Source organism: Actinoplanes sp. KI2 (genome assembly GCF_025630775.1).
Lineage (GTDB): Bacteria > Actinomycetota > Actinomycetes > Mycobacteriales > Micromonosporaceae > Actinoplanes.
Window position 1 is genome coordinate 125,619 of sequence record NZ_JAOSZE010000018.1, and the last position, 23,051, is coordinate 148,669.

A 23,051-nucleotide genomic window follows, 5' to 3' on the forward strand; every position below is an offset into this window, starting at 1 on the left:
GCGGACAGACCGACCAGAGGAGGAACTCATGCCGCGTTACCTGCTGATCGTGGACTACCGGCCGGGCGACGTGCCGGAGCCGATGGACCAGTGGAAGCCCGAGGAGGTCCGGGCGCACATGGACTACTACGCCGCGCTGAACCGGGAGCTCGCCGAGAACGGCGAGCTGATCGGCGCCGAGGCGCTGACCCCACCCGACCAGGCCCTCGAGGTGATCTCGGACGGCCGGGGCCCGGCGGTCGTGACCGACGGACCGTACGCCGAGTTCAAGGAGACCTTCGCCGGCTATCAACTGGTCGAGGTGGAGTCGGAGGCCCGCGCGCTGGAGATCGCCGCGAGGGTGTCCGCGGTGCCGGGGCCGGGCGGGGTGCCGCTGCGGCAGCCCGTCGTCGTGCGCCGGGCGATGTCGATCACCGACTTCGACGCGCTCTCCGCGTGATCGAGGATCTACTGAGGTCGCTGGCCCCGCAGGTGCTGGGCGTTCTCGCCCGGCGCTGCGGGGACTTCGACGCGGCCGAGGACGCGGTGCAGGAGGCGCTGCTGTCCGCGTACCTGCACTGGCCGAGCGAACTTCCTGGCAACCCGCGGGGCTGGCTCTTGCAGACGGCCACCCGGAAGCTGATCGACCAGATCCGTGGCGAGCAGGCGCGCCGCCGGCGCGAGGAGCTGGCCGCCCGCCTGCAGACGGCCGAGAACGGCGGGCCGGCCGCCGACGACTCGCTCGCGGTTCTGGCGATGTGCTGCCACCCGTCGCTCACCCCCGCGTCGCAGATAGCGCTCACGCTGCGTGCCGCGGCCGGACTGACGACCGCGGAGATTGCCGCGGCCTTCCTGGTCCCCGAGCCGACCATGGCCCAGCGGATCAGCCGCGCCAAGCAGCGGATCAAGGCCTCCGGGGTGCCGTTCCGGCAACCGGACGACCTTCGATCGGTCCGGCACGTGCTCTACCTGCTCTTCAACGAGGGGTACGCGGCGAGTGCCGGCCCGGTCCTGCACCGGGTGGACCTGACCGCCGAGGCCATCCGGCTCGCCCGGATGCTCGACCCCGCCGAGCCGGAGAGCGCCGGCCTGCTGGCCCTGATGCTGCTCATCGATGCCCGCCGGCCGGCCCGGGTCTCCGCGGAGGGCGATCTGGTCCCGATGGAGGAGCAGGACCGCAGCGCCTGGGATCGCCGACTGATCGCCGAGGGCACCGCCGTGCTGGACGCGGCCTTCGTCCGCGGCGCGGTCGGCGAGTACCAGCTGCAGGCGGCGATCGCGGCCCTGCACGCCCGCGCCGCCACCGCCTCGGAGACCGACTGGCCGCAGATCGTCGCGCTCTACGGCCTGCTCGAACGGATCACCGGCAGCCCGGTCGTCACCCTCAACAAGGCCGTCGCCGTGGCCATGACGGACGGTCCCCGCGCGGCCCTCGAGATGATCGACGGACTGGGCGATCGGCTGAGCACCCACCGCCTCGACGCCGTCCGCGCCCACCTGCTCGAACGGGCCGGCGAGACGGCCGAGGCGGCCCGGCTGTACGCCGCCGCGGCGGCCCGCACGACCAGCCTGCCCGAGCAGCGCTACCTGACCACCCGGGCGGCGCGGCTGCGGTGACGTCAGGTCCCTGCCCTCTTGCGCCGGGCCGCGCCGCCACCGAGGATGGTGGGCGTGACCGAGGTGCGCGCGAACGGACTCGGCATCTACTACGAGACCGTCGGCGACCCGGCCGATCCGCCATTGCTGCTGATCATGGGCCTGGGGGCCCAGCTGATCGACTGGCCGGCCGGCTTCGTCGAGCAGCTCGCCGGACGTGGCTTCCACGTGATCCTCTTCGACAACCGCGACGCCGGTCTGTCCACCGCCCTGGACGACCTGGGCCTGCCCGATATCCCCGCGATCATCGGCGGCGATCCCTCCTCGGTGGCGTACCTGCTCTCCGACCTCGCCGCCGATGCGGCCGACCTGCTGAAGGCCCTCGGCATCGATCGCGCCCACGTGGTCGGCGCGTCGATGGGCGGCATGATCGCCCAGCAGCTCGTCATCGATCGTCCCGACGTGGTCGCCAGCCTCGCCTCGATCATGTCGACCACCGGCGCTCGCGGGGTGGGCCGCCCGACCCCGGCGGCGCAGGCCGTGCTGCTGCGCCCGCCGGCCGCCGACCGCGCCGAGGCGATCGCCAACGGCATCGAGACCGCCCGGGTGATCGGCTCGCCGGCGTACCCGGCTCCGCGGGCCGACATCGAGCGACGCGTCGGCGCCAAATACGACCGCGGCTACCGCCCGGCCGGCACCCTTCGCCAGTACGCGGCGATCATCGCCTCGCCGGACCGCACCGAGGGCCTGCGGGACGTGGCCGTCCCGGCCGTGGTGATCCACGGCGAGGCCGATCCGCTGGTCCCGATGTCCGGCGGCCTGGCCACGGCCGAGGCGATCCCCGGCGCCGAGCTGGTGCTGATCCCCGGCATGGGCCACGACCTCCCGGTCCAGCTGTGGACGCAGGTGGTCGACGCGATCGCGGCCAACGCGGCGCGCCGCTGACGGCTTCGGCTTATTGTCTGCTGTAACAACCAGCGTGCATCGGAACGGATCCGCCCCGTGAGTGATCTCCGTCTGCTCGTCGTCGTCGCGAGCACCCGCCCCGGCCGGGTCGCCCTGCCGGTGTCGCAGTGGTTCGTCGACGCCGCGAAGGCGCACGGCGGTTTCCAGGTGAGCGTCGCCGACCTCGCCGAGGAGAACCTGCCGCTGCTCGACGAGCCGCACCATCCCCGGCTGAGCCGTTACGAACACGAGCACACCAGGCGCTGGAGCGAGAAGGTCGGCGCCGCCGACGCGATCGTCTTCGTGATCCCGGAGTACAACTTCACGCTGGGCGCCGTCGCCAAGAACGCGATCGACTACCTCCACCACGAGTGGCGCTACAAGGCGGCCGGCGTGGTCAGCTACGGCGGCGTCTCGGCCGGCACCCGATCGGCGATGGCCCTGCACGCCGCCGTCTTCGCGCTGAACCTGTTCACGATCGCCCAGCAGGTGAACATCCCGTTCGTGACGAGCCGGATGGTCGACGGCCGGTTCGATCCGTCCGAGACCACCGAGGCCGCCGCGACGGTCCTGCTCGACGAGCTGCACCGGGTGGCCGGGGCCCTGAAGCCGCTGCGCGGCTGAGGTTCCCGCGCGCTCTGCCGGGCGTGCGTAGTTGGATGGGGTGGTGAGCGCACCGCAGCTGCTTTCCGCGTACGCCGGGCACTGGACCGGGGCCGGCACCGGGGTGACCGTGATCGTGCCGCCGGAGGGCACCGTCGGGTCCGGCGAGGTGCGCGGGGGAGCGCCCGCGACCCGCGAGTTCGAGCTGCTCTCGCCGGTGCGAACGGTCTCCACCGTGTCCGCGGTCGTGCTCTCCGGCGGCTCGGCCTTCGGGCTCGCCGCGGGCGACGGCGTGATGGAGGGCCTGCGCAAACGCGGTCTCGGCTTCGCGACCCCGCTCGGACCGGTCCCGATCGTGGTCGGCATGTCCATCTTCGACGCCTCGGTGGCCGGGACACCGCCGGCGTACGCGGCCGGGAAGCAGGCCCTGGCGGCGGCCTTCCGCGGCGAGCCTTTCGAGGCGGGCGCGGTCGGGGCGGGCGCCGGCGCCACCACCGGCAAGTGGCGGCAGCGGCTCGACCCCGGCGGGCTGGGGGTGGCCCGCGGTTCGGTCGGCGCCGCCTCGGTGGTGGCCGTCGTCGTGGTGAACGCCTGGGGCGACGTGCTCGGGCCGGACGGCCGCCCGGTGTTCGGGCCGGACGCGCCGCCCGCGACGCCGGCCGCCTCGTTCGGACTGAACACGACCGTCGGGGTTCTGCTGACCGATGCCCGGCTCGACAAGAACGAGTGCTTCCTGCTCGCCCAGAGCGGCCACACCGGCTACGCCCGCGCCATCCATCCCGCGCACTCCCGCTACGACGGCGACGCGGTGGTCGCGCTGGCCACCGGCGACGTCGCCGACGCCGGCATCGACCTGCTCCGGGCGGTGGCCGCCGAGACGATGGCGTCGGCGATCCGGGACGCAGTATCTCATGCGTGACTTATATAAGCCCAATCTGATAGCGTACGGGTCATGCACGCGTTCGACGTGCTCGGTGACCCGGTCCGCCGCCGCATCCTGGAGCTGCTCGCCGACGGTGAGCGCTCCTCGGGCGAGGTGACCGAGGTGATCCGGGCCGAGTTCGGCATCTCCCAGCCGGCCGTCTCGCAGCACCTGAAGGTGTTGCGGGACAACGGTTTCGCCACCGTGCGGCCGGAGGGCGCCCGCCGGCTGTACGCGGTGGACGACACCGCGCTGCGCGAGGCCGACGAGTGGCTCGGCCGGTTCCGCCGGTTCTGGGCGCCGCGCCTGGCCGCCATGGGCACCGAGGTCGCCCGCGGAAAAAGACAACGACGCCTCCACGACGAGGGGAAATCTTGATGATCGACATCCGGCAGCAGATCAGCACCGTGCGGCGCACGCTCGGCCGTCGCACCCTGGAGGCCGGTGAGGCCCGGGTCTCCACCATCAGCCAGGTCTACGACACCGACATCGACGACCTGTGGGAGGTGGTGACCTCTCCCGACCGGATCGCCCGCTGGTTCCTGCCGGTCACCGGCGAGCTCAAGGAGGGCGGCCACTACCAGCTCGAGGGCAACGCCGGCGGCACGGTGACCGCCTGCGACAAGCCGCGCGGCTACTCCGCCACCTGGGAGTACGGGGACGAGGTCAGCTGGATCGAGGTGCGGCTGACCGCCGAGACCGGTGGCACCCGCTTCGAACTCGAACACGTTGCGCACGTGAAGGACGAGTGGTGGGAGCAGTTCGGGCCGACCGCGACCGGTCTCGGCTGGGACTCGGGGATGTTCGGCCTGGCTCGCTACCTCGACGATCCGGCGGCCGAGCGGTTCAGCCCCGAGGAGTTGATGGCCTGGGTCGGTTCGGACGAGGGCAAGCTCTTCTACCGGCTGGCCGCGGACGCGTGGCGGGAGGTCGCGATCGCCGACGGCGAGGACCCGGCGCTGGCCGCCGCCCAGGCCGATCGCGGATACGCCGCCTACACCGGCGGCTGACAGCTGTCCCGGCGTACGGGTGGCGAACCGGTGTCGCCCCCGGGCAGTCGGTATCGTCCGCGGGCATGAGAATGCTCATCACCGGCATCAGCGGCTTCCTCGGCGGGGTCACCGCCCGGCGGGCCTCCGCGGCCGGGTGGGCGGTCTCGGGCACCTACTTCGGCAACCCGGCCGATCGGGGGGAGCGGCTCGACATCCGCGACCGCCGGGCGGTCGACGATCTCGTCCGGCGCGCCCGGCCGGACGTTGTCGTGCACACCGCGGCCGGCCGGGAGGACTGGCCGCTGATCGCGGACGGCTCGGCCTACGTCGCGCTGGCGGCGGCCGGGGCCGGCGCCCGGCTCGTGCACGTCTCGACCGAGGCGATCTTCTCCGGCCGGGACGGCGAGTACGACGAGGACGCGCTGCCGGATCCGATCTATCGGTACGGCGCCGCCAAGGCCGCGGCCGAGACCGCCGTCCGGGCCATCGATCCGTCCGCGGCCGTGGTGCGGACGTCGCTCATCCTCGGGCACGGGCGAGGCCTCCCGGAGAAGCTGACCCACGACCTGGCCGCCGGGCGGGCGAACGGACTGTTGTTCACCGATCAGATCCGTAAGCCGGTGCACGTCGACGACCTGGCCGACGCGCTGATCGAGCTGGCCGGCAGCGACTACGCGGGCGTGCTCAACGTGGCCGGAGCGGATGCGATCAGCCGGTACGGGCTGGGCCTGCTGGTCGCCGAGCGGGACGGGCTCGACCCGGCAGCCATCCCGCACGGACCGATGCCACCCGGTCTCACCCTGCCGGCCGACATCCGCCTGACCATCGACCGGGCGACCGGTCTGCTCCGGACACGCCTGCGCGGGTGCCGCGAGTTCGTCCCGCAGGACGCGCCGTCGCCGGCGTGAAACGCTCCGGCGGTCATTCGGTCTGCCGCAGGTTGATGATGATGCCCTGGTCGGCGCAGGCCGACTGCAAACCGGTGAGATGCTCGCCCAGCGGCGGCAGATACACCAGCGCGGAACCGGTCACCGCGGCGCTGTCGTTGCCTCCGCCGGTCTCCGTGGCCTGCGACATCGCCCAGATCACATCCATCAGCTTCGTGCCGTGGTCGCGGATGTCGCCGTAGCGGGAGTCCTCGAAGACCTTCCGCATCTGCCGATACTGCGGTTCGGTCATCTTCGCGGTGGACCTGGCGACGCCGGTCAGGCTCCGGGTGCCGTCCCGGAGCGTCTCACACGCCTTGATCCCCGAGTCCTTGAAGATCAGAGCCCGGCTGTACGCCGTCCACACCCCGCCCGCCAGCACCAGGAACGCGGCGGCCAGCACCAGGAACGGCCAGCGGCTCGGCCTGCGGGCCGGCTCGGGGGGCGGTGGCTGGCCGCGTCGCGCCCGCGCCCGCTGCCCCGGGGCGGACGCCGGCGACGGCGGACCGGGCACCACGGGCTGCCGCGCCGGCCGGCCGTAGACGCCGCCGTACGGCGCGGGGGACTGGGGTCGCCGCTGCCGCGGGTAGCCGTACGGGTCGTACGCCATGGTGGGGCTCCATGCTGGCCGGTTGGCGGGCAGGTGGTGGGCGGCCGGACACCGGCCCGGAAATCCGGCAGCCACGGCACCCAACGACATCGGCTACGCACCGGCAGTCACCCGGACAGGCAGACAACGATCGATGATCGGTTGGTTGCCCGTCGCCACCCTCGCTCACCCGGCGGGCCGTGGCCTTGCTCACCGGGCGGGCCGTGGCGACCCTTGCTCACCCGGCGGGCCGGAGCACCGCCGCTAGCCGCCGCATGCCCTCGGTGATCTCGTCGGGGGTGTGCGTGGTGAACGACAGGCGCATGGTGGCCGGGTCCGGCCGGCCGGCGAAGAACGGCGCGCCCGGGACGAACGCCACGTCCCGGGCCAGCGCGGCGGGCAGCAGCGCGGCCGTGTCGACCGCCCGGCCGGGCACGCGCAGCCAGGTGAACATGCCGCCGTCCGGATCGGTCCAGACGCTGCCGGCCGGGGCGGTGGCGGGCATGGCCGTCATCATCGCGTCGCGTCTCTTCGCGTACGCCCGGCGAAGTGCCTCGAGGTGCGCATCGAGATCGGTTCCGGCCAGCCAGGCGGCCGCGGCGGCCTGGTCGATCGTGGACGTGTGCAGATCGGCGGCCTGCTTGGCGACGGTCAGCGCCGGGCGCAGCGTGGCCGGCGTGCGCACCCAGCCCAGCCGCAGGCCCGGTGCGGCGATCTTGGAGAAGCTGCCGAGGTGCAGAACGCGATCGGCGGCGGCCGGTTGGGCGGCGAGCGCGGGGACCGGCTCGCCGCGGTAGCGCAGTTCGCCGTACGGGTCGTCCTCGACCACCCAGACGCCGTGCTCCGCCGCGAGCGCCGCCACCTCGGCCCGCCGCGCCGCCGACAGCGTCCGGCCGGTCGGGTTCGCGAACGTCGGCACCAGATACACCAGCCGCGGGCGATCGGTTTCGAGCACCTCGGCGAGCGAGGCCGGGTCGATGCCCTCGGCATCGGATCGGACGGTGACGATCCGGCACCCGGCCAGCTGGAAGCACTGCAGCGCGGCCAGGTAGGTGGGCTCCTCGACGGCGACCACCGCGCCCGGGTCGAGCAGCGCGGCGGCGATCAGGGTCAGTCCCTGCTGCGAGCCGGTGGTGACCAGCAGGTCGTCGGCGCCGGTGCGCAGGCCGCGGGCGGTCATCCGGGCGGCGACCAGCGCGCGCAGGTCGGCGTTGCCCTCGGTCGGTGCGTATTGCAGGTGGCGGCGGCCCGCCGGGGTGGAGAGCACCCGATCGAAGGCGGCACGCAACCCGTCGAGGTCGAACAGTTCCGGCGCGGGCAGGCCGCCGGCGAACGAGATGACCTCGGGCCGGTCGATCAGCGCGAGCAGATCGCGGACCGGTGAGCTGGCGACGCCGGCGAGGCGCTGGGCGGGCAGGGGCGGGCGGACCGCGGGCTGGGTCATCTCGGCGGACTCCAGGGAAAGGGCAGGCAGTGTGCGTCGACGCGGCGGGCGGCGGCCGTTGGGCCGGCGGCGCGGACGTGGAGCGGGCTGCCTGATCGAGGAGCCGATGACCACCTTAGCGCCTGTTAAGGACGGAGAGAACCACCGACCCGCCACCATGCGGCGGCACCCGTCCCGGGACTGACGCCCTAAACTGATCGCCATGCGCGACGGGCGGTCGATCCTTTCGTACAAGGCGGAGAACTCGGTGCTGAGCGTCTACTCCAAGGGCTCGGTGCTGTCCATCGGTTCCACCGGTTCGGCGCTCTCGGTCGGATCGATCGGATCCTTCGGGTCGGTCGGCTCGATCGGCTCGTTCCTCTCGGTCGGCTCGATCCTGTCGGCGGTCTCGATCGGCGGGGTCATGGCCTGGCGGGCGCGGCGCGCGATCCTCGCCGCGGGCCGGTGACCGGCGCGGTCCGCGAGGATCGTTCGCGGGAAGTGGCGGCGCGGTATGTGCCGGCCGGCGTCCTGGGCGATCGGCGCCCGGCTCAGCGCTCGGGGGCCGGTCCCAGCAGCGGCTTGACGTCGAGGATCGGGGTGCCGTCCAGCGCCTCCAGGTGCCGTACGTGCACCCGGTTGCCCTCGACGGCCAGGACGTGCACGGTGTGCAGGCCGATCGGGTTCGGCCGGTCCGGCGCCCGGGTGGCGAAGACGCCGGTGCGCGGGCGCGATCGGTCGCCGCGCGGGTGGACGGCGAGGGTGTCCCGGTCGGCGCGGTCGAGCCAGGTGAACAGCAGCACGTCGATGCCGGGGGTCAGGCCGTCGAGCGCGGGCGCGACCGCCTCGTCGAAGACGAGCCACGCCTCGGGCGCGCCCTCGTCGGGCTGCCGTGGCGCGTCCGCGCGATCGGTCAATGTGGACTGGACGCGCCCGACCGGGCGCAGGGCGTAGGACGTCATGGGTTCAGTCTGCCCGAGTCAGTACGTGACGCTCACCACGCCGGTCATGGTGCCGACGTAGCCGTGCCCGGCGGCGACCGTGGGCGACGCGAAATGCGGGGCCACGCCGATGGCCAGCTGGGACCGCACCTTGCCGGTTGCCGGGTCGAGCAGGTAGAGCAGGCCGCCGTCGTAGTCGACGACCCACACCGCGCCGCCGGCGACCACCGGTGAGCCTGTCGCGCCGGACGGGCCGTGCCACCCGGTGCGGAGTTTGCCGGAGCTCTCGTCCAGCGAGGCGGAGCGGATCCCGTCGCTGCAGGGCAGGAACAGCGTCGTGCCACTGACCGCGGCGCCGCCGAACGGCGCGCAGATCTCCGCCTGGCTGCGCTCGCCGCCGATGCCGCCGAGGTGAGCGGGGTCGAGGACGTACCCGATGCCGCGTTTGCCGGCGATCACGATCGACGAGCCGACCACGGCCGGGGTCATCGAGCCGAGGTCGAGGTCCTTCTCGTTGTCGTCGGCCCAGGTGGACGGTGCGAAGTAGTCGGTGCGGTGCAGCGCCGGGTCGAGGGCGACGACCGTGTCGCTGCCGTCGAAGCCGGAGGTGGACTCGCCGTTGCCGACCGCGTAGTAGAGCTTGCCGGCGTGGACCACGGCGCCGCCCGGTGCCCAGATGCCGCCCTCGCGGGTGGTCGGGATGGCGTAGCTCTGCAGCGCGCCGGAGCCGCTGACCGGTACCGACACCACCGAGCCGATGTACTGGGCGCAGTCGCCGGCGAGCCCGCCGTACGCGATGTACACCCGCCCGTTCTCGATCGTCAGCGCCGAGCGCTGCTGGTGCGCGATCCGGTCGCCCTTCGGCGGCTCGGCGGCGCGCTTGACGCGGACCTGGCCGGTCGCCACGTCGATGCCGTAGAGGGTGTGCGCTCCGCCGGTGGACTCGGCCAGGGCGAACACCAGGCCGGTGCCGGCGTCGTACGCCATGGTGCTGGTGATGCCGAGCGGGTCGATGTTGCCGCAGGGCAGGTCGGACTTGGGCACGGGGGTGCCGACGTGGCGCGACCAGTGCACCGCGCCGTTGCCCGGGTCGAGTGCGTAGACGGTGTCGTTCTCGGTCGCCGCCAGCACCCGGCCGCCGACCACCAGCGGCTGGCCGTAGACGGCCCCGTCGAGCTTCGCCCGCCACGCCGCGGTCAGCTTCGTGGCGGCGGGCTGGGCCGGGCCGAGGCCGGAGCGACCGTTGTCGCGGTGGTACGTGGGCCACTCGGCCGCCGCAGGCGACGCGCTGCCGGCGGAGGCCGGGGCCGGCGAGTCGGCGGCCGGCGGGAAGGCGGGCTCGGCGTTCGAACCGCTGGTGCACGAGGCGAGGAGCGCTGCGCTGAGAAGGCCGGCGACGCACGCACCGACTCGAGCCGAAGAAACCACGTCCGAGACGGTACCCGTGATGGTCGCTCCCGGCCGAACGTGATCTCATGGGGCATGCTTGTTGACTTCGCGGCGGGCGTCGGGGCCTCGCCACTCGAGGTGGAGGCGGCGGCCGCCCGCGCCGAGCGGGACGGTTACGACGGTTTCGGCGCGGCCGAGAGCAAACATGACGTGTTCACCGCGCTCACGCTCGCGGCCCGGGCCACCGAGACGATCACCTTGCAGTCCGGGATCGCGGTCGCGTTCGCTCGCAACCCGATGAGCCTAGCGGTGCTCGCGAACGATCTGCAGCTGATCTCCGGCGGGCGGTTCCAGCTCGGACTCGGGTCGCAGGTGCAGGCGCACATCGAGCGGCGGTTCGCGATGCCGTGGGGGAAGCCGGCCGCGCGGATGGCCGAGTTCGTCGCGGCGGTGCGGGCGATCTGGGACGCCTGGCGTACCGGCGAGCGGCTGGCGTTCCGGGGCGAGTTCTACCGGCACACGCTGATGACCGACTTCTTCGATCCGGGGCCGAACCCGTTCGGGAACCCGCCGATCCTGCTCGCCGCGGTGGGGGAGCGGATGACCGCGGTGGCCGGGCAGGTCGCCGACGGCGTGCTCCTGCACCCGCTGACCAGCCCGGCGTACATCCGCGAGCGGACCCGGCCGATCCTGGGCGGGACGCGCGACGGCTTCAGCCTGTCGCTGTCCGCCTTCGTGGTGCTCGGCGCGGACGAGAAAGCAAGATCAAAGGCCGAGCATGCGGTACGCGGGCAGATCGCGTTCTACGCCTCGACGCCCGCCTACCGCCCGGTGCTCGACCTGCACGGCTGGGGCGAGCTCGCCGATCGGCTCAACCAGCTGTCCCGGCGGCAGGCGTGGGCCGAGATGGCCGGGCTGATCAGCGACGACGTGCTCGACACGTTCGCGGTCGGCGGGGACGTGGCGCGCGGGCTGAAGGACCGGTTCGACGGGCTGGTCGATCGGATCTCGTTCTACACGCCGTACGAGGTGGACCCGGAGCTGCTCCGGCAGGTGCGCGAATCCGTTGCCGTCCCGTAATGGTGCGTTTTGACCGTTTTCGCCATGAATTCACCGCTTAGGTGTTGAAATGGCGGGATGCGTAGGATTCCGCTGCACGAGGTGCGCCGCCGCACATGCAAGCCGCTCGACTCCTGGTGGACGGTTCTGCTGGTCGACCCGTACGCGACCCGCCTGGTCCGGCTGGTCGCGCCCTGGCGCCGGGTCACGCCGAACCGGCTGACCGCCCTCGCCGCGGTGCTGGGGGCCGCGGCGGCCGCCTGCTTCGCCGGGCCCGGCCGCTGGTGGCCGGTCGCCGGCGCGCTGCTGTTCCACTGCGGCTTCGTGGCCGACTGCATGGACGGCAAGATCGCCCGGCTGCGTGACGAGGGGTCGCTCTTCGGCGGCTGGTGCGACTTCATGCTCGACCGGTTGCGCGCGATCGCCTGCGCGGCGGCGCTCATGGGCGGTCTGTATCTGCACACCGGTCAGATCCGGTATCTGTGGCTGCTCGCCCTGGTGATCAGTTGTGATCTGCTGCGCTACCTCAACGCCGGTCAGGTGACGCAGCTGCGGGAGACGGTGGAGCAGCTGCGAACCGCGTACGCGCAGGAACGCCCGGAAACGATCGGAGCGCAGACCGCGGCACCGCCGTCCGCGCCCGGCGGTCGCGTCAAGGCGGCCCTCGCCGGTCGGCGCATCCGAACCCATCTGTTCAGCGGGATCGAGTTCGAGATGGCCGTGTTCGTGGTCGGTCCGCTGATCGGTTTCCCCGGCACGACCGCGATCGTCGCCGCGGTGCTGCTGGCGATCTTCGAGCTCCGGATCGTGCGGTACGCGTGGCGGGTGAGCCGCCCGGCGGCGATTCACAGCCTCGCGACAGCGTCCGGACCCGCCCCGCACAGCATCCGCGCCGATGCTTCTGTCGTCCGGCAGCCATCCGGAATCAGTGAAATGTCAGAAAACAGCGCCATGGTCTCGTAACGCCCGCAGTGCCGGGGCGCGACTGCTTCATTCTCCTTCACCCCCCTCGGCCGCGGCACCCCCGCCGCGGCCCCGAAGAACAGGAGAACCTGTGTCTGTATCCGCTGTCCTGCACCGACGCCGGCGTCTCGCGGCCGGGCTGCTCACGGCGGTCGCGGTGGCCGCGCTCGCCGCCTGCGGCTCGAACGACTCCGGCGGCGGCTCCTCCTCCGGGACCGGCGACGGCACCGGGACCACGGGCGGGAACGGTCGTGGTGGGCAGATGGCCGCGTACCTCCAGTGCCTCTCGCAGAACGGTGTGACGATCACGATGCCGTCCGGCGGGCCGGGCGGAGCCGGCCTGCCGTCGGGCGGGCCGAACGGTGCCGGTGCGCCGCCGTCGGGGGCGCCCGACGGGGCGGGGAGGCCGTCGGGGATGCCCTCGGGCGGGCCGGGCGGCGGGCGCGGGTTCGAGCTCACCAAGCCGGCCGGGGTCAGCGACGCGACCTGGACGAAGGCGACCACGGCATGCGCGGGCCAGAAGCCGTCGGGCGGCGGCAACGGCGGCGCCGGCGGCGGCTCGAACTGATCGCGGGGTATCTCGCTCGGTCAGTGATGGGCCGGGCGAGATGCTTACCCGGCGTCCGACCTTTTGCGCGCCGCCGGTCGTAGGATCGCCCTGATCCGACGACGAGGTGGCTGCGCGATGAACTTCTTCGAGATCATCCGGTTCGCCCTGCGCGGCGTGGCGGTCAACAAGCTGCGCTCGGGCCTGACCATGCTCGGCATCCTGATCGGCGTGGCCGCGGTGATCCTGCTGGTCGCGGTCGGCAACGGGTCGGCCAAGGCGGTCGCCGACCGGATCTCGGCGCTGGGCACGAACACGCTCACCGTGATGAGCGCGAACGGCGGCTCGGCCGGCGCCCGCGGCCTGACCCTCGCGGATGCCGACGCGCTGACCGACCCGGTGCTCGCCCCCGACGTCAAGTCGGTCTCGCCGGTGGTCGCCACCTCGACGACCATGGTGTACGGCGGCACCTCGCACACCGTGAACAACTTCGTCGGCACCACGCCCAGCTACTTCACCGCGTCGAACACGCCGGTCGCCACCGGGTCCGCGTTCGGCGCCGACGACAACACCGAGGGCCGCCGGGTGGTCGTGATCGGCCAGACCGTCGCCGAGGACCTGTTTCCCGGCGTCGATCCGGTCGGTCAGCAGATCACCGCGGGCGGCGCGCTGTTCACCGTGATCGGCGTGCTCGCCGAGAAGAGCGAGTCGACCGGCGCGTCCGACCCCAACGACATCGCGATCGCGCCGATCGTCGCGGTCCGGCAGGTGCTGACCGGCTATGGCGCGGTGAACTCGATCCTGGTCGAGGCGGCCGACTCGAAGATGGTGAGCACGGTCGAGTCGGAGGTCGGTGTGATCCTCGACGAGCGGGTGCCGACCGGGTCGGGCGGCACCGCCGGCTACCGGATTCGCAGCGCCTCGCAGCTGCTGCAGACGCAGACCGCGACCGCCGACACGTTCACCACGCTGCTCGGCGCGGTGGCCGCGATCAGCCTGCTGGTCGGCGGGATCGGCATCACCAACATCATGCTGGTCACGGTGACCGAGCGGACCCGGGAGATCGGCATCCGCAAGGCGCTCGGCGCGCAGCGGCGCACCATCATGACCCAGTTCCTGATCGAGGCGACGCTGCTGAGCTTCCTGGGCGGCGGTCTCGGGGTGGCCGCCGCCCTGATCGGAGCCCGCTTCTCGATCGCCGGGGTGACCCCGGTCGTGGTGCCCGGCTCGGTCGTGCTCGCCCTGGGCGTATCCGTGGTGATCGGTTTGTTCTTCGGAAGCCTGCCGGCGGCCCGCGCCGCTCGGCTCCGGCCGATCGACGCACTGCGATACGAGTGACCGGGCCGGTCAGGCCGTGATCTCGATGGAGTCGACCCGGCTCGAGTAGAACGCGACGTGCCCCTTGATCTGCGCGACCGCGTCCCGGGGCTCCTTGTACTCCCAGATCGCGTCGACGGCCATCGCGCCGCCGGACGGGATCGAGTAGTAGCTCGCGTCCCCCTTGTACGGGCAGTAGGTCTGCGTCTCGGTCGGCTCGAGCAGCGCGGTGTCGACGTCGGCGAGCGGGATGTACTGCACCGCCGGGTACGTCGACTCCTGCAGGGTCAGCGCGGCCCGGGTGTCGGCCACCACCGCACCGGCCACCTTGACCACCACGCGCCCCTCGGTCGGAGTGATGGTGATCGGGTGATCCGGGCCGGGCTGGAGAACGGGCTTGTCGGCCATGACTACTCCTCGCGTGCGAACAACTCTCGTCTCCAGGCTACTGTCGATCACATGCCAGGGCCCGCGGAGACCGCCGCCATCGCGTTGGGTGTCGATACCAAAGTGCTCCGCCACGGCCCGGTCGCCGGCGTGCGGGAGGCCGCGGCCGCCCAGGGCGTCGAGGTCCGCGACCTGGTCAAGACCATCGTGGTCCGTCGCGCCGAGGACGACTTCGTGTTCGTTCTGGTCCCCGGCGATCGGCAGATCTCCTGGCCGAAACTGCGCGCCCTGCTCGGCGTCAACCGGCTCTCGCTGCCGGACGCCGCCACGGCCAAGGACGCGACCGGCTACGAGCGCGGCACGATCACCCCGTTCGGTTCGGCCCGGCCGTGGCCGGTGATCGCCGACGAGTCCACCCGCGGCCGCACGATCAACCTGGGCGGTGGCGTGCGCGGCGTCGGCATCCAGGTGGCCGCCGATGCGGCGATCGCCGCGCTCGGCGGGACGTTCGCCGATGTGACCGAGCAGGCGTGACCATGAGGCTCGACGGCGGCGCGATCGCCGTCCGCGGAGTACGTTCACCGTTGTGACGAGCGACGACCCGATTCGGCCCGAAGTTCCCCCGTCCGGCACCGGCTGCGTCGAGTGCCTCGAGGGCGGCGGCTGGTGGTTCCACCTGCGCCGGTGCGCGCAGTGCGGGCACATCGGCTGCTGCGACAGCTCGCCGGCGCAGCATGCCACCGCGCATTGGCAGGCCACCGGCCACCCGGTCATCCAGTCCTTCGAGCCCGGCGAGGACTGGTTCTGGGACTACTCGACCGACCAGGCCGGCAACGGTCCCCGCCTGGCGCCGGCCGACAGCCACCCGGCGGACCAGTCCGTGCCCGGCCCGGCCGGCGCGGTCCCGGCCGACTGGCGATCGCGCCTGAACCGCTAGGGCCCGGCGCCCTCCCCGACCGGCGATCGCGCCTGACCGCCGGCCGGATCGGGCCCGGCGCCCCTCCGGCCGGCGATCGCACCCGCACCGGTAATCGGAATCGCGTCCGGCGGCGCCTCCGGCTGGCCTAGAGTCGGCACGGGAGACTGACACGGGGGTGTGGTGCGTGGTGTTGTCCGATCCGATGCTCGACGCGATCGCGACCCGGAACGACTGGAGCGAGCCGGACAGCGTCCTGGGCATGTATGTGGCGCAGGTTGATCGCCTGACCAAACCGGTCGATCCGGGGGTGCCGCTGAGCCTGACCGTGCACGGCCTGATGGTCAGCGGCGACCTGATCCCGCAGTGGCAGTGGTTCGCCGAGGTCAGCGAGCTCGACGACTACCAGGACGCCTTCTACACCGGCATGGCCGAGCACATGAAGGAGCAGTCTGACCTGGCCCACGACGCGGTCCGGATGCGCGACGTCGGCGGTGAGGTGACCCACCGCCAGATGACCGCCCTTTTGGTCCCGACCGAGTACATCCACCTGCGCAACACGCGGGTCTATTCGCCGGGCAGCAGGCCGGGTTCGGGCCGCCTGTGGCGGGGACGGCTCTGTGACGTCTCCGGCTGGACCCCGGGCGCGTTGCCCGACTGATCGAGACCGAGCTCGACCGTTTCCCGTTCGACCGGCGGCGTCCCGTCGGGTTCCGGTTCGATCGGCGGTGCCTCGTGCTCGACCGGCGGTGCCTCGTCTTCGACCAGCGGCGCCTCGTCGAGATCCGGCGCCGGGGACGCGGGTGCGTGCTTGTCCGGGGACCAGGCGAAGGTGAGCGCCGACCCGACCAGGGCCAGCAGCAGGCCGATCACGAAGCCGCCGAGGTTCGAGGTGAGCCACGAGGCCAGCGCGAGCACGGCCGCGACCAGCGAGTAGAACAGGTGCTGCGCCGGGTTCACGATGATCAGGATCCCGAGCAGGGCGAGCACGATCGGCAGCAGGTAGCCGATGAAGCCCTGCATGCCGACGTGCACGACGACCGGCAGCGGCGCCTTGACGGTCAGGAAGATCTCGGCGCCGCCGAGGAAGACGAACAGCCCGCCCCAGAAGGGACGGGCGTGCCGCCAGAGCCAGAACTTGGAGCGGGTCATCAGCAACCGCTGCCGGCGAAGCCCATCCGCAGGTGCGGCAGGGTGAACCGGGAGGCCGTGGTGGCGTAGTTGTTCTGCCGCAGGTTGTTGATGTCGACGGTGTCCGCCTGCTGGCCGAAGACGCCCTCGCCGCCCTTGATGGTCTCGCCGGTGGCCGGGTCGGTCACCTTCTTGAACGTGCTGGCGTCCTGGCCGACGTTGATGTTCTGGAAGTCCGCGTCGCCGTTGATCTGGTCGGAGTCCACGACCAGGGCGCGGGCCTGGACCTTGTTGCCGTTGTCGCCCGCAGTGATCTTCAGGTTGATGGGGCCCAGCGAGACGCTCTGGCACAGGTTGGTCAGCTGCGCCTGGTTGATCGCGGACACGATCACCAGCTCCTGACCGCCGTTCTCATCGGTGGCGTTCGGGCTGTTCGGAATCATGTTGTCGATCGTCGCGTACTGCTCGAAGCCCTCGCCGTGCAGGTTGGTGGCGGTGACCGTGAACGGCATGCCGGAGATCGAGAAGTTGGCGGCGAGCACGCCGCTCGCGGTCAGGGCGACCATGCCGGCGGTCACCGCCCCGGTGATGGCGATCATGCCGCCGAAGCGCTTCCAGCGGACGCCGCCGGCGGCGGAGATCTTCTCCGGTGTGGTCATCCGGGCACTCCTTTTGTGTGTCGAAAACAATGTCGCGGAATTGCTTTGTAGCTCGGCCACAATGACCGTAAAACTGTCGGAGGTCTATGTAGCGGACCGAAGTTACCGCCCGGTATCAATACGGTCAAGGGGTTGGTACCAGGGATTTCACCTCGCGTAAGGATCCATGTCGATTGGGTTGACTCGCCAGTAGCCTCGGGCATATACATCGACGGCATTAATTCTCGCAGCGGTGGGCAGAGATAGTCGCCCACCGATGTATGCCCGGTATGGACCTCTGCTCCCCCCGCAGGTGCCCGCCGGGTGCGTCCCGTCCTCGAGAGGGAGGAAACACCCATGCGTGCGTCCAGAACCGCCCCGATCGCCGCGCTCGCGGCCCTCGCGCTGGCCCTGACGGCCTCGCCGGCGCGGGCCGACGACCCGGCGGCGGTGCTCACCACCGGCGCGGCCGGTACCGACGGCGCCAACGTGGCCGTCGGCGACGTGCTGAACGCCTCGGTGGCGGCCGGCACCACGGCCAACTTCGCCAACGCGGCCGGCGGCTCGACCGGCGTCAAGTGCGCCGTGTCGACCTTCACCGCCACCGTCACCGACAACCCGGTCGCGCCCGCCGTGGCCACCGAGTCGACCACCGCTCAGGCGTTCTCCTCGTGCACCGCCAACATCGTCGGCGTGACCAAGGTGAACAGCGTGACCGTCAACAACCTGCCCTTCGGTACCACGGTGGACAGCGCAACGGGCACGGTCACGGTGACCGGCACGGACACGGCGCCTATCCAGACCACCCTGTCGCTCGGCACCATCCTGGGCTCGATCACCTGCGTCTACCGGGCCACGAACGGCTCGATCTCCGGTGTCGCGTCCAACGCCGACAACTCGATCAGCTTCACCGACCAGCCGTTCAGCAAGACGTCCGGCTCGGTGCTCTGCCCGAGCTCCGGGTTCTTCACCGCGACCTACGCGCCGGTGCAGGACACCTCGGTCGACGGCAGCCCGTCGGTCTTCACGAACTGACACTCCTAGGGAAGTGTTCACGGCCGGGGTTCCCCCGGAGCCCCGGCCGTGAACGCGCTGTTTCGTGCGCGTTGACACGGTGTGAGGCCGCGATCAGTATGTCTGCATGCCTCTATGGGAGCGCTCCCGACTAGTCTCCGTCCTCGCCGTTGCGTCCTTGCTGACCATCGGCGCCGCCGCACCCGCTCTGGCCGACGAGGTCGAGCAGGTCAAGAACGGCGGCTTTGACGGCACCACCGATCCCTTCTGGTCGACCGCGGGCATGCCGATGACCCTCACCAACGGGCAGGCCTGCGTCGACGTACCCGGCGGCACGACCAACCGCTGGGACGTCGCGATCGGACAGAACGACCTGCCCCTGGTCGCCGGGCAGTCCTACCGGTTCAGCTTCGACGCGTCCGGCGACGCGGGCCACGTGGTCCGGGCGATCGTCGGGCTCGCCGTCAGCCCGTACGACACCTATTTCGAACAGTCGCCGGTGCTCGGCGACCTGACGCACTACTCGTCCACGTTCACCGCGAGCACCGACACCACGCAGGGCCAGGTCGCGTTCCAGCTCGGCGGCAGCGCCGAGCCGTGGCACTTCTGCCTGGACAACGTGTCGCTCGTCGGTGGCGTCCCGCCCGAGGTGTACGTGCCGGACACCGGCCCGCGGGTGCGGGTCAACCAGGTCGCGTACCTGCCGAACGGCCCCAAGATCGCGACCGTGGTGACCACCGCGACCACCGCGTTGCCCTGGCAGCTCAACGACTCGGCCGGCAAGGTCGTCGCCCGCGGCACGAGCATACCGCGCGGGGTGGACGTCTCGTCCGGGCAGAACGTGCAGACGATCGACTTCGGCCGGTACGCCGGGGCCGGCACCGGCTACACGATCACGGCGGACGGCGAGACCAGCCGGCCGTTCGACATCGGTTCCGGCGCCTACCGCACGCTTCGTGCGGACGCACTCAAGTTCTACTACACCCAGCGCAGCGGGATCGCGATCGACGACGCGCTGCGGCCGGGCTACGGTCGCGCGGCCGGGCACGTGGATGTCGCGCCGAACCAGGGCGACGGGAACGTTCCCTGCCAGGCCGGTGTCTGCGACTACACGCTCGACGTGCGCGGCGGCTGGTACGACGCCGGCGACCACGGCAAGTACGTGGTCAACGGCGGCATCTCGACATGGGAGCTCCTGAACGAGTACGAGCGCTCCGCCGCCGTACGCAAGGTGTCGTTGAACATCCCGGAGAGCGGCAACCGCGTCCCGGACATCCTCGACGAGGCGCGCTGGGAGCTGAACTTCCTGCTGGAGATGCAGGTGCCGGCGGGCAAGCCGGACGCGGGCATGGTCCATCACAAGATCCATGACCAGAACTGGACCGGTCTGCCGCTGCTGCCCTCGCAGGACGCGCAACCGCGGGAGCTGCACCCGGTCTCCACCGCGGCGACGCTCAACCTGGCCGCGGTGGCCGCCCAGGCCGCTCGCATCTACTGCAAGTACGACCCGGCCTTCGCGGCACGGGCGCTGAAGGCCGCCCGCACGGCCTACACCGCCGCCAAGGCCAATCCGGCCCGGTACGCGCCGGGAAGCGATGGCAACGGGGGCGGCGCGTACAACGACGACAACGTGACCGACGAGTTCTACTGGGCGGCGGCCGAGCTGTTCCTCACCACCGGCGAGAAGCAGTACCAGTCCGACGTCCTGGCCTCGCCGGACCACACGGCCGACATCTTCGGCGCGGGCGCCTTCGACTGGGCGTCCACCGCGGCGGCCGGCCGGCTCGACCTCGCGCTCATTCCCAACCACCTGCCGGGCCTTCCGGCCGTGAAGAACTCGGTGGTTGCGGGGGCCGAGAAGTACCTGGCCGTGCAGAAAGCGCAGGCGTACGGGGTTCCGTACGCGCCCGCCAACAACATGTGGGACTGGGGCTCGAACAGCATCATCCTGAACAACATGGTGGTGCTGGCCGGCGCCTACTCGCTGACCGGCAACCCGAAGTACCGCACCGCGGTGCTCACCGGGGTCGACTACGTGCTGGGCCGGAACGCTCTCAACCAGTCGTACGTGACCGGTTACGGCGAGGTCAGCTCGCAGAACGAGCACAGCCGCTGGTACGCGCACGAGCTCGACCCGACGCTGCCGCACCCGCCGAACGGCACGCTCGCCGGCGGCGCGAACTCGTCCATCCAGGACCCGTACGCGCAGAGCAAGCTGACCGGCTGCGTGGCTCAGTTCTGCTACATCGACGACATCCAGTCCTGGTCGACCAACGAGGAGGCGATCAACTGGAACGCGGCCCTGTCCTGGGTCTCCGCGTTCGTCGCCGACCAGGGGTAAAAACCACATGCGACATGCCGTCATCCTTTCTAGGGTGGCGGCATGTCCGCTTCTGCCGGTGCCGCCCGTGCCGCCGAGATCCTCGCCCAGCTCGCCGCGCCGCCGAGGCTCGCGGCCTTCGCCGAGCTGGTGCGCCGCGGCAAGGAGGGCGCGACCCTCGCCGAGCTCGCGTACGCGCTGGATGTCCCGGTGCAGCAGGCGGGGGAGGCGTGCGCCCGGCTGACCGGCGCGGGCCTGGCCACCGGCAGCGGGAACGGGATCTACCGGGCCGACCTCGGCGCGGTCCGCGCGGCGGTCGCCGCCGTCGACCGGATGCAGCCGATCGCCCCGCTGCTGGCGGAGTATCCGCACCTGCGCGGCTTCTTCGCGCACGGCCGGCTGACCGCATTGCCGCCGACGATGTCCGACCGCTATCGGCAGATCGGCGAGCTGTTCGCCCGTTTCCTGGCCCTCGACGGCCTGTGCGACGAGGACGAGATCAACCGACGGCTGTCCGCGGTCACCGACGACGCCGCGAGCGTGCGCCGCATGCTGGTGGAGACCGGCTGGCTGGAACGGGACAGCCGGGGCACCACCTACGGCACGGCCCGCCCGCTGCCCGCGACGACCTCGTCGGCGACCCGGCGGACGACCCCGGCCGGGTAGGGCGCGGCCAGCCCGAGCACGATGTGCCGGAAACCGGCGTCGATCGCCTCGCCGGCCGCGCGCCGGGTGTCGGCCGGCCGCTCGGCGGAGAACGGCAGGTAGATCGAGCGGGTGATCGCCGCCGGGTCCCGGCCGATCTCGGCGCAGTACCGGTCGAGCAACGCGCTGCGCTCGATCGCGTCGGCCAGGTCGCCGCCGGGGATGTTCCAGATGTCGGCGTGCTCGGCGACCACCCGCAGCACCGCCTTCGAGCGGCCCGCCACGAGCATCGGAACCCGCGGCTGCACCGGTTTGGGGTTGCCGAACGCGCCGGTCAACTGCACGTACTCGCCCGGGAAGTCGAACGGCTTGTCGTCGGTCCACAGGCGACGGATCACGGTGCACGCCTCCGCCAGGCCGGCCACCGAGTGCGCGAAGTCGTGGTACGGCAGGCCGTGCGCCTCGTACTCCCGCCGCGCGATCGGGTGGCCGGGCCGCGACCCGGCGCCGATGCCGAACTCGAGGCGCCCGCCGGCCACGGCGTCGACGGTCGCGGCGATCTTCGCGAGCATGGCCGGGGGCCGGAAGCGGTTGCTGGTCACCAGGACGCCCAGGCGGATCCGGCTGGTCAGCGCGGCGAGGGCGGCCAGCAGTGTCCAGCCCTCGTAGGTCGGGCCGTCCGGGTCGCCGAAGATCGGCATGAGGTGGTCGTACAGCCAGGCGTGCTCGATCTCGGGTATCGCGTCCGCCTCCCGCCACACCTGGCGGAGTTCGTCGTAGGAGACCTGGGACTGGGCGGTGGCGATGCCGAAGCTGACGTGCATGGTGATCCTCCGTCGTCTCTGGCATGCTGATCAAACGGAATCATGTTCCGCCTACGACGATACGGAACACGGTTCCGAATGGGCTCGGATGTGACGGAGGTAACAGCGCGATGGTCGCCGCCTCTCGCAAGCGCGCCGACGCCCGGCGGAACGAGAGGTCGCTGCTCGACGCGGCGGCCCAGGCGTTCGTGGCGGCCGGCGTCGACGTGCCGGTGCGGGAGATCGCCGCGCGGGCCGGGGTCGGCGTGGGCACGATCTACCGGCACTTCCCGACCCGCGCCGACCTGATCGTCGCCGTCTACCGCCATCAGGTCGAGGCGTGCGCCGAGGCCGGCCCGGCCCTGCTGGCCGCGGAGAGCTCGCCGTACGCGGCGCTGACCGCCTGGATCGACCGATTCGTCGACTTCCTGGTGACCAAGCACGGGCTGGCCGAGGCGATGCAGTCGGACAACGCCGGCTTCGCGGCCCTGCACGCGTACTTCCTCGACCGCCTGGTCCCGGTCTGCGACCGGCTGCTGACGGCCGCGGTGACGGCCGGCGAGGTCCGCCCGGACGTGGCGGCCCTGGAGCTCATGCGCGGCATCGGCAGCCTGTGCGTCGGTGCCGGCCCGCAGTACGACCCGCGCCGGATGGTCGCCCTGCTCGTCGCGGGCCTACGTACCCAGGGGCCTCAGGTGTGACCGACTCACATGTACAGGTCGACGTTTTGGCCGTCGCCGAGGCTGAGGCTGATGCCGCACCGGATCATCTTCATCGGCAGATCGGGGCTGGCCAGCGCCTGTAGCAGGTCAGCCTGGGCGTCGACCTGCGCCTGGCGGGCCTGTGGGTCCGGCGACGTGCCTGGTGCGACCACGCTGAACGGGACTGAACCGACGGGGCCTACGGACATGACAACTCCCTGCGGGATACGACAAACCATGATCATTGATCGCCCGCCACCACCCCGACATGAGGAAAATTCCGGCCCAGGCCCTGCGCAGCTATG

At 71.8% G+C, this 23,051-nt stretch carries 29 protein-coding genes; 20 read left to right on the forward strand and 9 right to left on the reverse strand.

The genetic code is table 11. The annotated features are described in order from the left end of the window. Positions 1–28: 28 nt before the first annotated feature. The 8 genes from ODJ79_RS20470 to ODJ79_RS20505 all read left to right on the forward strand — a co-directional run bounded on the left by ODJ79_RS20470 (position 29) and on the right by ODJ79_RS20505 (position 5,945). Positions 29–439, forward strand: a complete 411-nt coding sequence (locus ODJ79_RS20470) for a YciI family protein (RefSeq protein WP_263025106.1) — start codon at positions 29–31, stop codon at positions 437–439. Next, entirely contained in the window at positions 436–1,596 is a 1,161-nt protein-coding gene (locus ODJ79_RS20475) for an RNA polymerase sigma factor (protein ID WP_263025107.1), read from the forward strand. The genes ODJ79_RS20470 and ODJ79_RS20475 overlap by 4 nt, the downstream gene beginning before the upstream one ends. 45 nt (positions 1,597–1,641) lie before the next feature. Beyond that, positions 1,642–2,520, forward strand: coding sequence for an alpha/beta fold hydrolase (locus ODJ79_RS20480; protein ID WP_411267354.1), 879 nt, complete (start codon positions 1,642–1,644; stop codon positions 2,518–2,520). Positions 2,521–2,577: 57 nt separating this feature from the next. Further along, positions 2,578–3,144, forward strand: a complete 567-nt coding sequence (locus ODJ79_RS20485; RefSeq protein WP_263025109.1) for an NADPH-dependent FMN reductase — start codon at positions 2,578–2,580, stop codon at positions 3,142–3,144. 43 nt (positions 3,145–3,187) lie between these two features. Next, complete coding sequence (locus tag ODJ79_RS20490) at positions 3,188–4,042, forward strand: P1 family peptidase (RefSeq protein WP_263025110.1); 855 nt, start codon at positions 3,188–3,190, stop codon at positions 4,040–4,042. A gap of 33 nt (positions 4,043–4,075) precedes the next feature. Then, entirely contained in the window at positions 4,076–4,423 is a 348-nt protein-coding gene (locus ODJ79_RS20495; RefSeq protein ID WP_263025111.1) for an ArsR/SmtB family transcription factor, read from the forward strand. After that, positions 4,423–5,055 carry an SRPBCC family protein gene (locus tag ODJ79_RS20500; RefSeq protein ID WP_263025112.1) on the forward strand — a complete coding sequence of 211 codons (633 nt, stop codon included), beginning with the start codon at positions 4,423–4,425 and terminating at the stop codon, positions 5,053–5,055. The genes ODJ79_RS20495 and ODJ79_RS20500 overlap by 1 nt, the downstream gene beginning before the upstream one ends. A 65-nt stretch (positions 5,056–5,120) precedes the next feature. Continuing rightward, on the forward strand, positions 5,121–5,945 hold the full coding sequence (locus ODJ79_RS20505; protein WP_263025113.1) for an SDR family oxidoreductase: 825 nt from the start codon (positions 5,121–5,123) through the stop codon (positions 5,943–5,945). Positions 5,946–5,958: 13 nt separating this feature from the next. Here ODJ79_RS20505 and ODJ79_RS20510 read toward each other — a convergent pair whose 3' ends face one another. Continuing rightward, on the reverse strand, positions 5,959–6,573 hold the full coding sequence (locus tag ODJ79_RS20510) for a hypothetical protein (protein WP_263025114.1): 615 nt from the start codon (positions 6,571–6,573) through the stop codon (positions 5,959–5,961). Between the two features lie 217 nt (positions 6,574–6,790). After that, positions 6,791–7,996 (reverse strand): PLP-dependent aminotransferase family protein, encoded by a 1,206-nt coding sequence (locus ODJ79_RS20515; protein ID WP_263025115.1) that lies wholly within the window; start codon positions 7,994–7,996, stop codon positions 6,791–6,793. 202 nt (positions 7,997–8,198) lie between these two features. On the opposite strand from ODJ79_RS20515, the gene ODJ79_RS20520 reads away from it, so the two are divergent. Then, entirely contained in the window at positions 8,199–8,444 is a 246-nt protein-coding gene (locus tag ODJ79_RS20520; RefSeq protein WP_263025116.1) for a hypothetical protein, read from the forward strand. 82 nt (positions 8,445–8,526) lie between these two features. Here ODJ79_RS20520 and tsaA read toward each other — a convergent pair whose 3' ends face one another. Both tsaA and ODJ79_RS20530 read right to left on the reverse strand, forming a co-directional pair. Beyond that, a complete protein-coding gene (gene tsaA, locus ODJ79_RS20525) occupies positions 8,527–8,937 on the reverse strand; it encodes a tRNA (N6-threonylcarbamoyladenosine(37)-N6)-methyltransferase TrmO (RefSeq protein WP_263025117.1) in 411 nt (136 codons plus the stop codon). An 18-nt stretch (positions 8,938–8,955) separates the two neighbouring features. Continuing rightward, a complete protein-coding gene (locus ODJ79_RS20530; protein ID WP_263025118.1) occupies positions 8,956–10,344 on the reverse strand; it encodes a PQQ-like beta-propeller repeat protein in 1,389 nt (462 codons plus the stop codon). 54 nt (positions 10,345–10,398) lie between these two features. Here ODJ79_RS20530 and ODJ79_RS20535 point away from each other — a divergent pair, with 54 nt between their 5' ends. The 4 genes from ODJ79_RS20535 (at position 10,399) to ODJ79_RS20550 (ending at position 14,212) form a co-directional block, all read left to right on the forward strand. Then, positions 10,399–11,385, forward strand: coding sequence for a TIGR03617 family F420-dependent LLM class oxidoreductase (locus ODJ79_RS20535; RefSeq protein ID WP_263025119.1), 987 nt, complete (start codon positions 10,399–10,401; stop codon positions 11,383–11,385). Positions 11,386–11,442: 57 nt separating this feature from the next. After that, positions 11,443–12,327 (forward strand): CDP-alcohol phosphatidyltransferase family protein, encoded by an 885-nt coding sequence (locus ODJ79_RS20540; RefSeq protein WP_263025120.1) that lies wholly within the window; start codon positions 11,443–11,445, stop codon positions 12,325–12,327. A gap of 91 nt (positions 12,328–12,418) precedes the next feature. After that, positions 12,419–12,895 (forward strand): hypothetical protein, encoded by a 477-nt coding sequence (locus ODJ79_RS20545; RefSeq protein ID WP_263025121.1) that lies wholly within the window; start codon positions 12,419–12,421, stop codon positions 12,893–12,895. Positions 12,896–13,012: 117 nt separating this feature from the next. After that, on the forward strand, positions 13,013–14,212 hold the full coding sequence (locus tag ODJ79_RS20550) for an ABC transporter permease (protein ID WP_263025122.1): 1,200 nt from the start codon (positions 13,013–13,015) through the stop codon (positions 14,210–14,212). A 9-nt stretch (positions 14,213–14,221) separates the two neighbouring features. On the opposite strand, the gene ODJ79_RS20555 is transcribed toward ODJ79_RS20550, so the two are convergent. Then, positions 14,222–14,599, reverse strand: a complete 378-nt coding sequence (locus tag ODJ79_RS20555) for a DUF427 domain-containing protein (RefSeq protein WP_263025123.1) — start codon at positions 14,597–14,599, stop codon at positions 14,222–14,224. Positions 14,600–14,650: 51 nt separating this feature from the next. On the opposite strand from ODJ79_RS20555, the gene ODJ79_RS20560 reads away from it, so the two are divergent. The 3 genes from ODJ79_RS20560 (at position 14,651) to ODJ79_RS20570 (ending at position 16,155) form a co-directional block, all read left to right on the forward strand. Next, positions 14,651–15,112 carry an aminoacyl-tRNA deacylase gene (locus ODJ79_RS20560; protein WP_263025124.1) on the forward strand — a complete coding sequence of 154 codons (462 nt, stop codon included), beginning with the start codon at positions 14,651–14,653 and terminating at the stop codon, positions 15,110–15,112. Positions 15,113–15,164: 52 nt separating this feature from the next. Beyond that, positions 15,165–15,515: a UBP-type zinc finger domain-containing protein gene (locus ODJ79_RS20565; RefSeq protein ID WP_263025125.1), complete on the forward strand. Its 351-nt coding sequence runs from the start codon at positions 15,165–15,167 to the stop codon at positions 15,513–15,515. A gap of 166 nt (positions 15,516–15,681) precedes the next feature. After that, positions 15,682–16,155 (forward strand): hypothetical protein, encoded by a 474-nt coding sequence (locus ODJ79_RS20570; RefSeq protein ID WP_263025126.1) that lies wholly within the window; start codon positions 15,682–15,684, stop codon positions 16,153–16,155. Here the strand turns inward: ODJ79_RS20570 and ODJ79_RS20575 are convergent. After that, on the reverse strand, positions 16,062–16,646 hold the full coding sequence (locus ODJ79_RS20575; RefSeq protein ID WP_263025127.1) for a DUF6114 domain-containing protein: 585 nt from the start codon (positions 16,644–16,646) through the stop codon (positions 16,062–16,064). The two genes, ODJ79_RS20570 and ODJ79_RS20575, sit on opposite strands and share 94 nt — an antisense overlap. Continuing rightward, on the reverse strand, positions 16,646–17,284 hold the full coding sequence (locus ODJ79_RS20580; protein WP_263025128.1) for a DUF6230 family protein: 639 nt from the start codon (positions 17,282–17,284) through the stop codon (positions 16,646–16,648). The genes ODJ79_RS20575 and ODJ79_RS20580 overlap by 1 nt, the downstream gene beginning before the upstream one ends. 336 nt (positions 17,285–17,620) lie before the next feature. Here ODJ79_RS20580 and ODJ79_RS20585 point away from each other — a divergent pair, with 336 nt between their 5' ends. From ODJ79_RS20585 to ODJ79_RS20595, 3 genes are all read left to right on the forward strand, one after another. After that, the gene (locus ODJ79_RS20585; protein WP_263025129.1) at positions 17,621–18,298 is read left to right on the forward strand and encodes a Tat pathway signal sequence domain protein; all 678 of its coding nucleotides are present in this window, start codon (positions 17,621–17,623) and stop codon (positions 18,296–18,298) included. A 106-nt stretch (positions 18,299–18,404) separates the two neighbouring features. Next, positions 18,405–20,618 carry a glycoside hydrolase family 9 protein gene (locus ODJ79_RS20590; RefSeq protein ID WP_263025130.1) on the forward strand — a complete coding sequence of 738 codons (2,214 nt, stop codon included), beginning with the start codon at positions 18,405–18,407 and terminating at the stop codon, positions 20,616–20,618. Positions 20,619–20,660: 42 nt separating this feature from the next. After that, complete coding sequence (locus ODJ79_RS20595; protein ID WP_263025131.1) at positions 20,661–21,263, forward strand: DUF2087 domain-containing protein; 603 nt, start codon at positions 20,661–20,663, stop codon at positions 21,261–21,263. On the opposite strand, the gene ODJ79_RS20600 is transcribed toward ODJ79_RS20595, so the two are convergent. Continuing rightward, the gene (locus ODJ79_RS20600) at positions 21,194–22,066 is read right to left on the reverse strand and encodes an LLM class flavin-dependent oxidoreductase (RefSeq protein ID WP_263025132.1); all 873 of its coding nucleotides are present in this window, start codon (positions 22,064–22,066) and stop codon (positions 21,194–21,196) included. The genes ODJ79_RS20595 and ODJ79_RS20600 overlap by 70 nt on opposite strands. Positions 22,067–22,176: 110 nt before the next feature. Here ODJ79_RS20600 and ODJ79_RS20605 point away from each other — a divergent pair, with 110 nt between their 5' ends. After that, the gene (locus tag ODJ79_RS20605) at positions 22,177–22,746 is read left to right on the forward strand and encodes a TetR/AcrR family transcriptional regulator (RefSeq protein WP_263025133.1); all 570 of its coding nucleotides are present in this window, start codon (positions 22,177–22,179) and stop codon (positions 22,744–22,746) included. Between the two features lie 5 nt (positions 22,747–22,751). On the opposite strand, the gene ODJ79_RS20610 is transcribed toward ODJ79_RS20605, so the two are convergent. Then, positions 22,752–22,955, reverse strand: a complete 204-nt coding sequence (locus ODJ79_RS20610; RefSeq protein ID WP_263025134.1) for a hypothetical protein — start codon at positions 22,953–22,955, stop codon at positions 22,752–22,754. Positions 22,956–23,051: the final 96 nt, after the last annotated feature.